Origin of the sequence: Agrococcus sp. GCM10030265, from assembly GCF_042666675.1 — a bacterium.
GTDB lineage: Bacteria > Actinomycetota > Actinomycetes > Actinomycetales > Microbacteriaceae > Agrococcus.
Genome location: NZ_JBHTCZ010000002.1, coordinates 813,446 through 828,399 on the forward strand (window position 1 = coordinate 813,446; position 14,954 = coordinate 828,399).

Genomic DNA, 14,954 nt, shown 5'->3' on the forward strand with positions numbered 1-14,954 from the left:
CGGCGACCCTCCGCGGACGCCGAGGGGTCACTCGCCCTTGAGGCCCTCGTAGATCTCCTTGCAGGTGGGGCAGATCGGGAACTTCTCGGGGTCGCGCCCCGGCGTCCACTTCTTGCCGCACAGCGCACGCACGGCCTTGCCCGTGAGCGCCGACTGCAGGATCTTCTCCTTCTTCACGTAGTGCGAGAAGCGGTCGTGGTCGCCGTCGTCGACCTGCTCCTGCCGCAGCAGCTCCTCGAGCTCGCGGTCGAGCACGTCGGTGCCGCCAGCCGTGCCGGGGTTCGAGGGATCGCTCATGCCCTCAGTCTCGCATGGCGGCGGCGAGCACCTCGGGGCCTCGACGGTCGAGGATCGAGCCGCCGATCGCGACGCCGAGCGCCAGCACGACCACGCCGTACCCTGCGCCGAGCCATCCCCACGGCGCCTCGGGCGCCGAGAGCCCGAGCGCCTCGCGCACGACGGGCACGAGGACGGGCGCCGCGACCGCGACGGATGCCACGAGCGCGCCCGCCTGCGTGAGCGCAGCCGTCCACGACTGCGCGGCGGGTGCCTGGAACACGCTGTCCTGCGGCCCGGACACCGGGTACGGCCATGCGGCGCTGCAGACCGACGACACGGCGAGCGCCGACCCGAGCAGCGCGAGGCTCGCACCGAGCACGGGCGCGAGGAGCCCGAGGTCGCCGTGGATGCGCACGCCGACGACGGCGGCGAGCGACACGAGCGCCGCGGCCACGATCGCGAGCGGCAGGGCGCGCCCGAGGCGGTCCTGCCAGCCGGGCACGCGGGCTGCGAGGTGCATCCACCACGCGGAGCCGTCGTAGGCGGTGTCGTCGTGGATCGACCAGCCGACGAACAGGGCGAGCACGCCGACGGGCAGCAGCGTCCACGTCTCGCGCGGCAGCCCCGCGAGCCAGAGCGGCACGGCGAGCAGCAGCGGCAGGGCGACGACGGCGACGGCGATGGCCCAGTAGCGGCGGTCTCGCCCCCACCCGGTGACGGTGCGCGCCACGACCACGGCCCAGGGCACCGCAGGCACCGTGCGCAGCGCGCCGAGGTGCACGCGCAGGCGCGGCCGGTCGACGCGGTGCATGCGCCACGTCGCGATGGCGAGCCAGGCGGCGGCGAGCAGCGCGATCGTGCCCACCGCGACGAGCAGGCGCGTCGGCACGAGCATCCACGCCGTCGACGCGGCGAAGGGCGTGCTGCCGAGCGTGCCGATGCCCGCCTCGAGCCCGCCGACGAGCGGCAGCACCGCGAGCGCTGCGAGCGCGACGAGCGTCGCACCGGCGATCCACGGCCACGTGCGCCCGGCGGCGCCGACGTCGACGACGAGCCGCACGAGCGCGGCGGTGATGGCGAGGAGGGGTGCCGCGACGATCGCGAGCGCCGATCCCTCGTCGATGCCGCACGCGACGCCGACGCCGAGCGCCACGACGGTGAGCGGCGACACGAGCGCGCCGAGGGCCGTGCCGAGGGCGACGGCAGGGGGCCGTACGACGCCTCGGAAGGCGCGCGGATCGAGGGCGGCGTCGCGCTGGCCCACGAGCCCCACCGCGGCGGCGGCGAGGACGACGCCGGTCGTGGCGAGCACCGATGGGAACGCGGCGCGCGTCGCGAGCACGATCGCGGCGACGGCGATGGCGGTCGCGACGATCCACGGCAGCGCGGCGCGCACGGGTCCGCGCGGGTCGTGGCGCAGCGCCGCGAGCGCCGCGAGCCTCAGCCGAGCGACGGCGAGAGCCACGGCAGCTCCTGGGATGCGGGTGCGCCGACGAGCCGCGTGAAGCGATCCTCGAGGCTCAGCCCGTCGCGCACGTCGTCGGTGGCGCCGGATGCGCGCACGACGCCGTCGTGCAGCACGACGACGTGGTCGCACGCACGCTCGACGAGCGCCATGTCGTGGCTCGTGAGCACGACGGCGCCTCCGCGCCTGCGCAGGTCGCCGAGGATCGACAGGATCGTGTCGGTCGCGACCGGGTCGATCGACTCGAACGGCTCGTCGAGCACGACCACCCGGGGTGCGTGGATGAGCGAGGCGGCGATGCCGACGAGCTGCTGCATGCCGATCGAGTAGTCGGCGACGAGGCGGTCGGCGTCCGGCGTGAGCTCGAATCGCTCGAGCAGCGTCGCCGCGCGGGTGATGGCGTCCTTGCGCGGCACGCGGCGCAGCAGCGCCGCGTGCACGAGCAGCTGCCTGCCGGTGAGGCGGTCGAAGAGGCGCATGCGGTCGGGCACGACGCCGAGCAGCGACTGCACGCCGCGCTCGTGCACGTCCTTGCCGCCGATGCGCACGGTGCCGGACGTGGGGCGCATGAGGCCGCTCGCGATCGAGACGGTCGTCGACTTGCCCGCCCCGTTCAGGCCCACGATGCCGTGGCACTCCCCCGCGCGCACCTCGAGGTCGATGCCCTCGACCGCGACGGTGCGACCGAAGCGGCGCGAGACGCCCTCCAGCTGGAGCACGACGGCCGGCGCCGCCGAGTCCGTCTCGGCTGCCGACGCCGCGTCGACGGAGGCGTCGGCCGGCTCCTCGTCGGCGTGCTCCGTCTCGGCCGCCTCGGTGGCCTCGGCCCGCGCGAGCGTCGTCGACGCCTCCGGGTCGGACTGCACGACGACGACCTCGAACGGCTCGTCGTCGGCGTCGGCGTCCGGTGCGTCGGGGGTGGATGCGTCGGCAGCGGACGCGTCGGCGTCGGGCTCGAGGGCCGGCTCCGCATGCTCGGACTCGCCGTCGGTGCGCCGCTGCGGCTCGAGCCTCGACTCGTCGGCAGGCTCGACCACGGCGGGCTCGGCCGCGAGGGACCCGGCCTCGAGCGGCTCGGACTCGAGGGGCTCCGACTCGAGCGGCCCGGACTCGAGGGGCTCGGACTCGAGGGACTCCTCGCTCGCCTCGACAGCGAGGGGCTCCTCGACCGCTCCTGCGTCGGCCGACTGCACCTCGTCGGCCTCCGTCTCGTCGGGCCGCTGGGGCTCGACGGGCTGCACCTCGGCGACGGCCCCCACCGCGTGGGGCTCCGGGTGCTCGTGCTCCTGCTCGACGGGCTGCGCCTCGACGACGTGCTCCGGCTCCGCGGTGGACTCCGGGGCGGCCACGGGCCCCGGCGTCGGCGTCGGCGTCTGCGGCGCCTGCGCGACGACGCTCGGCGTCGTCGCCCTGGCGCTCGCCGCCTCGCGCGCCTTGTTGCGCGCACGCGTCGCCGCCGCCTTGCGAGCCGCCTCCCGGCGACGTTCGGTCTGCTCCGCCGGGCTCAGCTCCGCGAACGGTCGTCTCTGATCTCCGGCACCCACGCCATCAACCGTATGGGACGTCGGCTGAGCCTCCGACGAGCGTGCGGCGTGATGGCGGCTCGGCGGCGATCGCCATCCGCCGCGCGGCGACACGCCGTGCTCGCGCCGGTCGTCCGCCCTCATGGATCGAGCGTACGCACCCCTGCCCGAGCGTGGGCCGTGCATCCACCCCCGTGCACGCCTGTCAAGGGCTCTGGCCCGGTCGGCGACGGGTTTGGTACCCTGGAGGACGGCACAGTGAGGTGTCTCCCAGGTGCGACCTGGGTGAACGTCAGGGGAACAGGCCATCATCGAGCCGTCCCGCACCACCGCATTGGAGAAGGCAATGACCACGCAGATCGTGATCCTCGCAGCAGGCATGGGCTCGCGCCTCGGCCGTTCGCTGCCCAAGAGCCTGACGGTGCTGAACGACGGCCGCACCATCATGCAGCAGCAGGTCGAGAACGTCCGCGCCGCCTTCGACGATGCGCGCATCACCACGGTGGTCGGGTACAAGGCCGACGCCATCATCGACGCGTTCCCCGAGAACACCTACGTCTACAACGACGAGTACGACGTGACGAACACGTCGAAGTCGCTCCTGCGCGCGCTTCGGGCGTCGAAGCCGGGCGGCGTGCTGTGGATGAACGGCGACGTCGTCTTCCACCCGGGCCTGCTGGCACGCGTCGCCGAGCGCGTCCGCGCCGACCAGTCGACGGTCGCCGTCGACACCTCGAAGGTCTCCGACGAGGAGGTCAAGTACACGCTCGACGCCCGCGGCGACATCCGCGAGCTGTCGAAGACGGTCAAGGGCGGCCTCGGCGAGGCCATCGGCATCAACTACGTCTCCTCCACCGACAAGGCGACGCTCATCCGCCACCTGCAGCGGTGCGACGCGCAGGACTACTTCGAGCGCGGCCTCGAGACGGCGATCGCCGAGGCCGGCATCCGCGTGCAGCCGCTCGACATCTCCGACCTGTTCGCGGTGGAGGTCGACTTCGCCGAGGACCTCGACCGAGCGAACCTCTACGTCTGATCCGACGCTCGACGCCGGCCGCCGACTCGGCGGCCGGCGTCGTCGCGTGGAAGGCCGACCTAGGATGACGACCGTGACCGCTCCGACGCATGCGCGCGACTCCTGGTCGCCGGCGCGGCGCTACCGGCACAGCCTCTGGCTGCTCACCTCGCGCGACCTGCGCGTGCGCTACTCCACGTCGTTCCTCGGCTACGTGTGGAGCGTGCTCGACCCGCTCGCGATGAGCGCGATCTACTTCTTCGTGTTCACCGTCGTGTTCCAGCGCGACGTCGGCTTCGAGCCCTACATCGTCTTCCTCATCAGCGGCCTGCTGCCCTGGATGTGGCTGAGCGGCGCCGTCTCCGACTCGACCCGGGCCTTCGTGAAGGAGGCGCGGCTCATCCGGTCGACGAAGGTGCCGCCCACGATCTGGGTCGCGCGGCTGACGCTCGCGAAGGGCATCGAGTTCCTCGCGTCGCTGCCGGTGCTCGCGCTGTTCGCCGTCTTCACGGGTGCGACGGTCGGCTGGGAGGCACTGCTCTTCCCGCTCGGGATCGTGCTGCAGGGTGCCCTCGTGCTGGGCATCGGCCTCCTCGTCGCGCCCCTCACCGTCTTCTTCCGCGACCTCGAGCGCGCCGTGAAGCTCGTGCTGCGCTTCGCGTTCTACGCGACGCCCATCATCTACGACCTCGGCGACCTGCCCGAGCGGCTGCAGACGCTCGGCGCGTTCAACCCGCTCGCCGGCATCCTGTCGATCTACCGGGCGGCGTTCTTCCCCGAGGCGCTCGACTGGGTGGCCGTCGGCATCTCCGCGGGCATGACTGCGCTCGTGGTGCTCGCCGGCGCGCTCGTCTTCCGCAGGAGCATCCGCGCCGTGCTCAAGGAGGTCTGATGACCGTCATCGACGTCGCGGGCCTCGGCATCCGCTTCAAGCGCACCAGGTCGGCGAGCCGATCGTTCAAGGATCTCTTCGCAGGGCGCACCCGTCGCACGCGACCCGGCGAGTTCTGGGCGCTGCGCGACGTCTCGTTCCGCGTCGAGGCGGGCGAGGCGATCGGCGTCGTCGGCCGCAACGGGCAGGGCAAGTCGACGCTGCTCAAGCTCGTCGCGGGCGTGGTGCTGCCCGACGAGGGCTCGGTCGAGGTGCACGGAGGCGTCGCCCCCCTCATCGAGATCACCGGCGGATTCGTCGCCGACCTCACGGTGCGCGACAACGTGTACCTCACGGCCGGCCTGCACGGCATGACGAAGACCGAGATCGACGCCGCGTTCGACGAGATCATCGGCTTCGCCGGCATCGAGGACTTCGTGGGCACGCCGTACAAGCACCTGTCGAGCGGGATGAAGGTGCGTCTGGCGTTCTCGGTGATCTCGCGGCTGCAGGAGCCGATCATGCTCGTCGACGAGGTGCTCGCCGTCGGCGACAAGGCGTTCCGCGAGCAGTGCTACCGACGCATCGAGAGCATGCTCGCCGAGGGGCGCACGCTCTTCTTCGTGTCGCACAACGAACGCGACCTCAAGCGCTTCTGCACCAGGGGGCTGTACCTCGACAAGGGGGGCCTCGTGATGGACGGACCGATCGAGGATGTCCTGGAGCGGTACGGACGCGAGCACGGGGGGAACGCATGAGCGACGACGCACGACAGCAGCCGCAGGCCCAGCAGGACATGGGCTGGCTCGTGAAGACGATCGACACGGTGGTCGCGCGGCAGCGCCCGCTCGTCGTGAACCATCTGCGGGAGGTGCGCAGGCGCAACCCCGAGATGACGCCCGAGCAGCTCATCGCGCGGCTCGAGCGCCAGTACCTCGCAGCCGTCGCGACCTCCGGTGCCGCCGTCGGCGCGACGGCCGTCGCGCCGGGGGTCGGCACGGCGGCATCGCTCGGCCTCACCGTCGCCGAGACCGTGGCCTTCCTCGAGGCGAGCGCGTTCTTCGCGCAGGCCGTCACCGAGGTGCACGGCCTGCACATGCGCGACCCCGAGCGCTCGAAGGCGCTCGTCATGTCGCTCATGCTCGGCAAGGAGGGCTCGTCGCTCGTGCGGCGCGTCACCGAGCAGTCGCTCGGCCGCGGCGCGGCCGGCGATGCGTTCTGGGGGCAGCTCATCACGACGACGCTGCCATCGGGCTTCGTCGCCAACACCATCGTGGACTACCTGAAGCGGGCGTTCCTCAAGCGCATGACGGCGCAGACCGGCAGGTCGATGCTGGGGCGGGCGCTGCCGTTCGGCGTGGGCGCCGTGGTCGGCGGCGTCGGCAACCACATCCTCGGTCGGCACATCGTGCGCAGCGCGCGCGACGCGTTCGGGCCGGCTCCCGTGTGGTTCGACGCCGAGCTCGAGCCCCTGCCGAAGGCCCAGCGCCCGAGGCGGCTCCGCCGCGGCTCCGCGTCCGAGCGGATGCAGGAGGGCTACGACGCCAGCAACCGCCCCGTGCTCGGCGGCCGCGCGCTCGACCGGCTCCGCAGGCGACCGAAGGACGACGCGCCGCCCGAGGACGCCGACGGCGGCCCTACGGCGTAGGGCCGTCCTCGTCGCTCGCCTCGTGCGGCTCGTCGTCGATCTCGACCTCGAACGCATCGGTGCGGTGACGGTCGGCGTGCTCCGACCAGATGGCGAGCAGGCGCTCGATCGCCGCGTGGAAGCGCGCCGTGGCGCTGCCTGGGCTCGTGTCGCCGAAGTAGTGCGTGCTCCAGCGCTCGAGGCGCGCGAGCGCCTCCGCGTCCTCGGCGACGCGGTCGATCTCGCCGAGCGGGTCGGCCATGCCCGCCTCCATCCACTCGCACGCGCCGAGGTAGCCGCGCTCGTCGACGTCGGCCTCCTCGGACGCCGGGCGGGCGATGAGGATGGGCTTGCCGACCGCGAGACGGTCGTAGACCATCGCCGAGACGTCGGTGATCGCGACGTCGGCGTCGGCCAGCTGCCAGCCGAGCTGCGGCCCGTCGTCGTGCACGTGGTGCGCCGACGCGGCGCGACGGTTCGCCGCGTCGATCATCGACACGATGCGCTCGTGCGCCGCACGGTAGTCGGCGTCGAGCACGCCCGAGCGGGGATGCGGCCGGTACACGAGCCGGTGCCGGTCGCTCGCGAGCACGGCGGCGGCGATGTCGATTCCGTGCGACACGATCGATCCGTACGCGCCGGCCGGGCGGTCGCCCTCCCATGTGGGCGCGTACAGCACGACGCGGCGGCCGTCTCGCGGGTAGGGCACCTCGCCGGCGAAGTGGTCGGCCTGCGGCCGTCCGATCTCGAGCGTGCGACGCTCGAGGTCGTAGTCCCACAGCTTGGCGCCGAGGCGGTCGCGCGCGGCCTGACCGGCGACGAGCGCGTAGTCGTACGCCTTGAACTGGTTCGTGGTCATGTACATCTTGTCGGACTCGCCGTGATTGATGAACACGTGCCACATGCGCCCGTAGCGCATCATCTGGAAGTTCCTGGCGTTCTGGTTCACGTACAGCACGAGGCGCGGGCCGCGGTGCTCGAGGAAGTCCTCGAGGTCGCGCACCTGCGTGACCGAGAACACGGGCAGGTCGGTCTCCTGCCACAGCTGCAGCGCGGCGCCCGGGCTGCGCGCGAGGATGCCCACGGTGTGCGTCTGCGACAGCGCACGCAGCGGCTCGTACCACTGCCGCAGCTGATACAGGTTGACCGGACCGTCTGCGTAGTACACGGCGATCTCGACGTCGCCGGGATGCGTCGCCTCGTGCTGCGCTCGCGTGCGCGCGACCTCCGCCCGGTTCCGTCGGGAGGTGAGCCCGTTCCTGAGCAGTCGACGGGCTGCGGCGAGGTCGCGGCGGAGCGGCATGGGCTCCAGCCTACGTCTGCCATGCTTGCTCGGTGAGTCGATCGGATGCGTGGCCTGGCGTCTCGTACGTCATGCCGGTGCTGAACGAGGAGCGCTATCTGGCGGCCGCCGTCGCCACCGTCATGGCCCAGGACTACCCGGGCGACCGCGAGCTCGTGCTCGCGCTCGGACCCTCGCGCGACGGCACCGACGCCGTCGCCGAGCGGCTCGCGGCCGCCGACCCCCGCATCCGCCTCGTGCCGAACCCGGGCATGGACATCCCGATCGGCCTGAACCTCGCGATCGCCGCCTCGCGGCACGACGTCGTCGTGCGCGTCGACGCCCACACGCAGATCCCGACCGACTACACGCGCATCGCGGTGCGCTCGCTCGAGGCGTCGGGCGCGGCGAACGTCGGCGGGCTCATGCTCGCGACGGGCGACACCCCCCTGCAGCGTGCCGTGGCCCGCGGCTACCGCTCGCGCATCGGCCTCGGCGGTGGCTCGTACCACGTCGGCGGCGAGGCGGGACCGACCGACTCCGCGTACCTCGGCGTCTTCCGCCGCGAGGCGCTCGACGCCGTCGGCGGCTACGACGAGTCGCTGCGCCGAGGCGAGGACTGGGAGCTCAACTACCGCCTGCGGAAGGCCGGCCACCTCGTGTGGTTCGACCCGGCGCTGCAGGTCACCTACTGGCCCCGGGAGACGTGGCCGAAGCTCGCGCGCCAGTTCCACTCGACGGGCGTGTGGCGCGGCGAGCTCGTGCGCCGCATGGGTGCGAGCAACGGCGTGCGCTTCTTCGTGCCGCCCGCGCTCGTCGTCGCGCTCGTGCTCGCAGCGATCGTCGGCGTCGCGACGGCCGTCACGGCCGCGCTCGGCACGGTGCCCGCGTGGCTCGCGGTGGTGGCGGCGGTGCTCGGGCTCGCGCCCGCCGCGTACCTCGCTCTGCTGCTCGGCGCCGTCGCCACGACGCCGGGCTCGCTGGGCGACCGGCTGCGCTTCGCGGGCGTCGTCGCCGTCATGCACCTCGCCTGGGGCTCGGGCTTCCTGCAGGGCGTCGTGCGCGGCGCCGGATCGAACCGCGACACGTCGCGCAGCGAGGGACCCGTCGCGACCTAGCGCTCGGCGGCGCCGGCCGCCTCGTCGAGGATGCCGTCGGCGAGCATGCGCTCGACGACGCGCTCCCCCGCGTGGCCGTCGTCGAGCGGCGCGAACCGCTCCCGCCATGCCACGCGGCGCGCCTCCCAGCCGTCGCCCGGCCCTGCCGCGAGCACCGCGTCCACGACTTCGTCGAGCGTGCGCGCGAACGGACCCGGCGCGACCTCGGCGAGGTCGAACGTGAAGCCGCGCAGCCGGTCGCGGTAGTCGTCGAGATCGGGCACGGCGAACACGGTGGGCAGCTCGATGCCCGCGGCGTCGAACATGACCGACGAGTAGTCGGTCACGAGCACGTCGGCCGCGACGAGCAGCTCGGCGACGTCGGGGTAGGTGGTGGCGTCGACGACCCCCTCGCCGACGAGCGCGAGCGCGCCCTGCGCGGTCGCGCGCGCATGGCCGCGCACGACGACGCGCCACCCCGGGCCGAGGCGGGCGGCGAGCGCGGCGACGTCGACGTGGTCGACGACGGCGACGCGGTCGTCGCGCCACGTCGGCGCGTAGAGCGCGACGCGCGCGTCGAGCGGCACGTCGAGCCGAGCGCGCACGGCGTCGCGATCGCCGGTGCGGAGGACGTCGCCGCGCGGGTAGCCGAGCTCCCACACGGGCCCCCGGAAGCGGTAGGCGGCGCGGAGGTGCTCGGCCGCGAACGGGTTCTGCGCGAGCAGCACGTCCCACCGCCTGCCCTCGAGCACCGATGCGATGCGGGTGCGCAGCCCCTGCCCATCGCGCTCGAGGGCGAGGCGCTTCAGCGGCGTGCCGTGCCACGTCTGCACGACCCGCTGATGCCGCATGCGTCGGTGCCGCTTGCGCAGCCAGTCGTTGACGACGAGCGCGCGAGCGCCGCCGCGCAGACGCCACCACGCCTCCGAGCCCTCGACGACCCGCACGCTGCCCTCGGGGATCGGCACCGAGCCGTCGACGGTCGACCACGCGCGCACGACGTGCGGCAGGCGCGCGGCGAGCGCACGATCGATGCCTGCCGGGTTGCAGGAGGCGGCCGTGCCGTAGAACGCCTCGAGCATGACGGCCTGCTGCGGCGTCGGCGAGCCCAGGTGCGCGCGCTGCAGCGCACGCTGCGCGCCCGGCGCGCGCTCGGCGTCGGTGAGCGGCGGCGAGAGCACGACGGCCACCGAGCCCTCGCGCGGCTCGAAGGCGATGCGCGCGTCGAGCGCGAGCTCCGGCTGCGGCACGGTGGCGGGCGGCGCGAGCTCGAGGCGCGCGCCGGAGGCGTCGACGACCTCCACGACCCATGCGTCGCTCGGCAGCACGAGGGCGGGACCTCCCCAGCGCGAGCGCGTGAGCGGCACCGCTGCCTCGACGACCTCGCCGGTCGCAGGCGCACCGGTCGCGAGCGCACCGCGCGTGAGCTCGCCGTGCACGAGCTCGCGCGCCGAGCGCAGCCGTACCGCGACGGGCCGTGCCGTGCCCGGGTCGATGCGCATGCGCAGCGCCTCCCCGTCGCGCCAGATCGCACGGATCGCCGCGGTGGCCTCCGGCTCGCTCGGCGCGTCGCCGTGACCGAGCGCCGCGTCGATCGCCTGCAGCACGCGCTGCGTCGACCCGCCGAACGCGCGCACGTGCTCGGCGACGAGCACGCGCGCGTGCGCGAGGCGCTCGTCGCGTGCCTCGCCGGGCGCGGCGACCTCGCTCGCCCATGCGAGCAGCGCATCCCACGTGCGCTCGTGCCTGCCGCCCGAGAACGCGTCGTAGCGGTCGTACAGCCCGCGCGACGCGGCGTAGGCGGCGACGTCGGGGGCGAGCAGCAGCGTGGGGATGCCGAGGGTCGCCGCGTCGTACCCGATCGACGAGAAGTCGGTGACGAGCAGGTCGACGCCGGGCAGCGCGGGCGTCACGTCGGCGAGCACGTCGTGGCCGAGGAGCCCGATGCGCTCGCTCGTCGCGGCGCCCGTCGCGTAGTCACCGAGGCCGTGCGGGTGCGAGCGCACGACGAGGCGCGCGTCGTGCGCGTCGAGCCACGCCGCGATGCGCCCCCACTCGTCGGCGGTCGGCACGGCGGGGTCGGCCTTGCCATCGCGCCAGGTGGGCGCGTACAGCACCGTCGCGCGCCCGCGAGCGCCCGAGCGATCCAGCAGCGCGCTCGCCGCGGCACGAGACCCAGGCGCGTCGGCGTCTGCGAGCACGTCGACGCGCGCGTCGCCGAGCACGCGCACGACCTCGGCGTCGATGCCGAGCGCGCTGCGGATGCGGCTCGCGGCGCGCTCGGACGCGACGGGCAGCAGCCGGATGCGCGAGGCCGATCGCCGATGCGCCTCGCGCAGGAGCCGACGCACGGGAGCGACGTCCGGCACGCCGGCGATGCGCAGCCAGCCCGGCGCATCCCGGTGGAGGTGCTTGAGCGGGATGCCGTGCCACAGGTGCACGACGTACGCACCGTGCACGCCGGCGCGGCTCACGTCGCCGAAGCCGTGCGTGATGACGACGACGCCGGCGCGCAGCGTCGCGGTGAACGCGGCCCACCCCCGCACCGTGCGGAGGCCGTGGCGCTCGGCGTCGGCGGCATCCCGGTCGGAGCGCACGACCCATGCGACGTCGTCGCCGCGCGCCTGCGCCGCGAGCGCGAGCGGCAGTGCGCCCTCGCCGACGCCCGAGCCGCACCCGACGACCCATCGACGCCGGTCGCGGGCGACGACGAGCGACGCCGCTGCGCCGAGCGCGACGGCCGGCAGGGCGAGCAGCGTGCGCAACGTGCGCCGCGAGACCTGGAGTGCGATGCCGCCAGCATACGAGGACGCGGCGCGCCCCACCCGCAGGTGGGACGCGCCGCGTCGCGACGGCCTCCGCTAGAGCGTGCCGAGGGTGACGTCGACCTCCTGCTCCGCGCCGCCGCGGAGGATCGTGAGCGTCACGGTCGAACCGCCCGCCTCGCCGCGGATCTGCGCCGTGAGGTCGGTCGCGCTCGTCACGGCGGTGCCGTCGACGGCCGTGACGACGTCGCCCGACTGCAGTCCGGCCGCCGCGGCGGCGCCGTCGGCGGTGACCTCGGCGAGCTGCGCGCCGACGCGGCCGACGGACGCGTCGGTCACGTCGGAGACGGAGGCGCCCAGCAGGCCGTGGGTGGCCTCGCCGTTCGCGACGATCTCGTCGACGACGCGCTGCACGAGCGACGACTCGATCGCGAAGCCGATGCCGATCGAGCCGCCCGAGGCGGAGTCCTCCGACATCGAGGCGATCGCGACGTTGACGCCGACGAGCTGCCCGGCGGCGTTGAGCAGCGCCCCGCCCGAGTTGCCCGGGTTGATCGAGGCGTCGGTCTGCACGACGGGGATCGAGATCGTCTCCTGCGCCGCCTGCGTGCCCTGCTGGCTCCAGAAGCCGAAGGGCGACTGCTGCGACTGCGGCGACTGCTCCTCCTCCGTCGCGCTCGACGAGATCTGCAGGCCGCGGTCGACGGCCGACACGATGCCGTCGGTCACGGAGTTCGACAGGCCGAGCGGCGAGCCGATCGCGATCGCGGTGTCGCCGACCGAGACGTCACCCGAGTCGGCGAACTCGATGACCGGGAGGTCGGCGTCGACCTGCAGCACCGCGAGGTCGACCGTCGGATCGGTGCCGACGACCGTGGCTGCGAGCAGCTGGCCGTCGGTGGTCTGCACCGTGATCCGCGCGTCGGACGCCGTGCCGTCGAGGGTCACGACGTGGTTGTTCGTGACGATGATGCCGCCGTCGCCCACGACGACGCCCGACCCCGTGCCCGATCCCGCCGACGAGACCGCCTGCACCGTGACGACCGACTCGGAGGCGCGCTGCGCCACGTCGGCGATGGTCTGCGGATCAGTGGCGGAGGCACCCGTCACGGTGACGTCGCTCGACGAGCTCGTCGGCGCTCCCCCGCCGTCGGCGAGCAGCGCCGCGGTCGTGGCACCCGCCGCCCCGCCGAGCACCGTGCCACCGAGCAGGCCGGCGAGGGCCAGCGCGGCGATCGGGCTGCGGCGGCGACGCCGGGGAGCCTCCGCTCCCGTGCCGTTCGCGGCCGCGAAGCCGCCGGCGGCGGGGCCGAAGGCGCTCTGACCCTGCTGGCCGAGATGCGGCTGACCGGCGTGCGACTGGCCGGTGTGCGGCTGGCCGGCGGAGGGCTGGCCGGCGTGCGGCTGCGACCCGAAGGGCGTCGATGCGGGCTGCTGCCACGTCGACAGCGGCGCCGTGGCGTGGTGCACCGGCGGCTGCGGAGGGCCGGGCTGCTGCGGCTGCGCATGCTGCTGCGGCTGCGCATGCTGCTGCGGCTGCGCGTGCGGCTGCGGCTGCGGCGCGGAGGGCGCGGCGTGCGGCTGCTGCTCGTGCGCCGTGGGCGGCGGCGGCACCTCCTGGCGCGCCTGCCCCCAGGCTGCCTCGTGCTGAGGCTCGTGCGGCCACCCGGTCGCGTCGTCGGGCGGCACCTGGCCGCGGTCGTCGTTCGTCATGACAGCCATGACACGCCCCCCAGCCGTGCGATCCCTATGCGGCGTCCATGTCGCGGATTCGGACCCTGGGCCCGCGCAGCACGTCCGCTACCGTGGGGGCATGGCCGAGGCACCGTGGCGGAGGACAGCTGGCGCAGCAGGGCTGCTCGCGCCCACCGGGCAGATCGCATCGACGATCTTCGCCGAGATGACCGCGCTCGCGACGCGCACGGGCGCCATCAACCTCGGGCAGGGCTTCCCCGACTTCGATGGTCCAGCCGTCGTGCTCGAGGCGGCGCAGCGCGCCATCCGCGACGGGGTCAACCAGTACGGCCCCGGCCGGGGCAACCCCGAGCTCCTCGAGGCCATCGCCGAGCATCAGCGGCACTGGTACGGCCTCGGCACCACCACGTCCGAGGTGCTCGTCACCGCGGGCGCCACCGAGGCGCTCGCCGCGACGATGCTCGCGTACCTGCAGCCGGGCGACGAGGTCGTGGTCTTCGAGCCCTACTACGACGCCTACGCGGCCGTCGCGGGCCTCGCGGGAGCCCGCATCGTGCCCATCCCGCTCGCACCGCCGACGTTCGAGCCCGACCTCGACCGCATCGCCGCCGCATTCTCGCCGCGCACGCGCATGGTCGTCGTGAACTCGCCGCACAACCCGACGGGCATCGTCTTCGACGAGGACGTGCTGCGCGAGATCGTGCGATGCGCCGAGCAGCGCGACGCGCTCATCGTCACCGACGAGGTGTACGAGCACCTCGTCTACGACGGGCGGCACGTGCCCGTCGCATCCATCGAGGGCGCGCGCGATCGCCTCGTGTCGATCTCGTCCGGCGGCAAGACGTTCTCGACCACGGGCTGGAAGGTCGGCTGGCTCGTGTCGACGCCGCAACGAGTCGCGCAGATCGCGTCGGTGAAGCAGTACCTCACGTTCGTGAACGGCGCGCCGTTCCAGCCGGCGATCGCGGCCGGCCTCCGCATGGACGACGAGGCGTTCGACACGCTCGCGGCGACGTTCGCACGCAAGCGCGACCTCCTGACGCGCGGGCTGCGATCCGTGGGCTTCACGGTGCCCGACGCCCAGGCCGGCTACTTCGTCGTGGCCGACGGCTCGGGCCTCGGCTTCGCCGACGCGACCGAGCTCGCGCGCCGGCTGCCGGAGCTCGCAGGCGTGGTGGGCGTGCCGCTCTCCCCCTTCGCGCGGCCCTCGCGACGCGACCTGCGCCCGTGGATGCGGTTCGCCTTCTGCAAGCGCGACGAGGTGCTGCGCGATGCCGTCGAGCGGCTCGGCGCCCTTCGGGGCCTCGCCGGCGCCGCACCAGCCTCCTAGGCGAC

12 protein-coding genes are annotated in these 14,954 nt (G+C 74.0%); 6 read left to right on the plus strand and 6 right to left on the minus strand.

Annotated features, from left to right (window positions below):
• Nucleotides 1-27: 27 nt before the first annotated feature.
• The 3 genes from ACFQPP_RS08170 to ACFQPP_RS08180 are packed head-to-tail and all read right to left on the minus strand — an operon-like array spanning nucleotide 28 to nucleotide 3,288.
• Nucleotides 28-297: a DUF3039 domain-containing protein gene (locus ACFQPP_RS08170; RefSeq protein WP_376916070.1), complete on the minus strand. Its 270-nt coding sequence runs from the start codon at nucleotides 295-297 to the stop codon at nucleotides 28-30.
• Between the two features lie 4 nt (nucleotides 298-301).
• A complete protein-coding gene (locus tag ACFQPP_RS08175; RefSeq protein WP_376916071.1) occupies nucleotides 302-1,744 on the minus strand; it encodes a hypothetical protein in 1,443 nt (480 codons plus the stop codon).
• The gene (locus tag ACFQPP_RS08180; protein ID WP_376916072.1) at nucleotides 1,720-3,288 is read right to left on the minus strand and encodes an ATP-binding cassette domain-containing protein; all 1,569 of its coding nucleotides are present in this window, start codon (nucleotides 3,286-3,288) and stop codon (nucleotides 1,720-1,722) included. Before ACFQPP_RS08180 ends, ACFQPP_RS08175 begins: the two co-directional genes overlap by 25 nt.
• Before the next feature lie 325 nt (nucleotides 3,289-3,613).
• On the opposite strand from ACFQPP_RS08180, the gene ACFQPP_RS08185 reads away from it, so the two are divergent.
• The 4 genes from ACFQPP_RS08185 to ACFQPP_RS08200 all read left to right on the plus strand — a co-directional run bounded on the left by ACFQPP_RS08185 (nucleotide 3,614) and on the right by ACFQPP_RS08200 (nucleotide 6,801).
• Complete coding sequence (locus ACFQPP_RS08185; protein ID WP_376916073.1) at nucleotides 3,614-4,303, plus strand: NTP transferase domain-containing protein; 690 nt, start codon at nucleotides 3,614-3,616, stop codon at nucleotides 4,301-4,303.
• A 64-nt stretch (nucleotides 4,304-4,367) separates the two neighbouring features.
• Nucleotides 4,368-5,174, plus strand: coding sequence for an ABC transporter permease (locus tag ACFQPP_RS08190; RefSeq protein WP_376916074.1), 807 nt, complete (start codon nucleotides 4,368-4,370; stop codon nucleotides 5,172-5,174).
• Nucleotides 5,174-5,911: an ABC transporter ATP-binding protein gene (locus ACFQPP_RS08195; protein WP_376916075.1), complete on the plus strand. Its 738-nt coding sequence runs from the start codon at nucleotides 5,174-5,176 to the stop codon at nucleotides 5,909-5,911. The genes ACFQPP_RS08190 and ACFQPP_RS08195 overlap by 1 nt, the downstream gene beginning before the upstream one ends.
• The gene (locus tag ACFQPP_RS08200) at nucleotides 5,908-6,801 is read left to right on the plus strand and encodes a hypothetical protein (RefSeq protein WP_376916076.1); all 894 of its coding nucleotides are present in this window, start codon (nucleotides 5,908-5,910) and stop codon (nucleotides 6,799-6,801) included. Before ACFQPP_RS08195 ends, ACFQPP_RS08200 begins: the two co-directional genes overlap by 4 nt.
• Here ACFQPP_RS08200 and ACFQPP_RS08205 read toward each other — a convergent pair.
• Complete coding sequence (locus ACFQPP_RS08205) at nucleotides 6,791-8,083, minus strand: CDP-glycerol glycerophosphotransferase family protein (protein WP_376916077.1); 1,293 nt, start codon at nucleotides 8,081-8,083, stop codon at nucleotides 6,791-6,793. The two genes, ACFQPP_RS08200 and ACFQPP_RS08205, sit on opposite strands and share 11 nt — an antisense overlap.
• 32 nt (nucleotides 8,084-8,115) lie before the next feature.
• Between ACFQPP_RS08205 and ACFQPP_RS08210 the strand changes: the two genes are divergently transcribed.
• Nucleotides 8,116-9,180: a glycosyltransferase family 2 protein gene (locus tag ACFQPP_RS08210; protein WP_376916078.1), complete on the plus strand. Its 1,065-nt coding sequence runs from the start codon at nucleotides 8,116-8,118 to the stop codon at nucleotides 9,178-9,180.
• Here ACFQPP_RS08210 and ACFQPP_RS08215 read toward each other — a convergent pair.
• Both ACFQPP_RS08215 and ACFQPP_RS08220 read right to left on the minus strand, forming a co-directional pair.
• Complete coding sequence (locus ACFQPP_RS08215) at nucleotides 9,177-11,924, minus strand: CDP-glycerol glycerophosphotransferase family protein (protein ID WP_376916079.1); 2,748 nt, start codon at nucleotides 11,922-11,924, stop codon at nucleotides 9,177-9,179. The two genes, ACFQPP_RS08210 and ACFQPP_RS08215, sit on opposite strands and share 4 nt — an antisense overlap.
• 96 nt (nucleotides 11,925-12,020) lie before the next feature.
• Nucleotides 12,021-13,637, minus strand: a complete 1,617-nt coding sequence (locus ACFQPP_RS08220; RefSeq protein WP_376916080.1) for a S1C family serine protease — start codon at nucleotides 13,635-13,637, stop codon at nucleotides 12,021-12,023.
• A 100-nt stretch (nucleotides 13,638-13,737) separates the two neighbouring features.
• Here ACFQPP_RS08220 and ACFQPP_RS08225 point away from each other — a divergent pair, with 100 nt between their 5' ends.
• Nucleotides 13,738-14,949 (plus strand): aminotransferase class I/II-fold pyridoxal phosphate-dependent enzyme, encoded by a 1,212-nt coding sequence (locus ACFQPP_RS08225; protein WP_376916081.1) that lies wholly within the window; start codon nucleotides 13,738-13,740, stop codon nucleotides 14,947-14,949.
• The last annotated feature ends 5 nt before the right edge of the window (nucleotides 14,950-14,954 follow it).

Coding starts and splice junctions, on each gene's coding strand:
- ACFQPP_RS08185 (WP_376916073.1), top strand. CDS start 3,614: ATGACCACGCAGATCGTGATCCTCGCAGCAGGCATGGGCTCGCGCCTC.
- ACFQPP_RS08200 (WP_376916076.1), top strand. CDS start 5,908: ATGAGCGACGACGCACGACAGCAGCCGCAGGCCCAGCAGGACATGGGC.
- ACFQPP_RS08170 (WP_376916070.1), bottom strand. CDS start 297: ATGAGCGATCCCTCGAACCCCGGCACGGCTGGCGGCACCGACGTGCTC.
- ACFQPP_RS08220 (WP_376916080.1), bottom strand. CDS start 13,637: ATGACGAACGACGACCGCGGCCAGGTGCCGCCCGACGACGCGACCGGG.
- ACFQPP_RS08190 (WP_376916074.1), top strand. CDS start 4,368: ATGACGACCGTGACCGCTCCGACGCATGCGCGCGACTCCTGGTCGCCG.
- ACFQPP_RS08205 (WP_376916077.1), bottom strand. CDS start 8,083: ATGCCGCTCCGCCGCGACCTCGCCGCAGCCCGTCGACTGCTCAGGAAC.
- ACFQPP_RS08195 (WP_376916075.1), top strand. CDS start 5,174: ATGACCGTCATCGACGTCGCGGGCCTCGGCATCCGCTTCAAGCGCACC.
- ACFQPP_RS08225 (WP_376916081.1), top strand. CDS start 13,738: ATGGCCGAGGCACCGTGGCGGAGGACAGCTGGCGCAGCAGGGCTGCTC.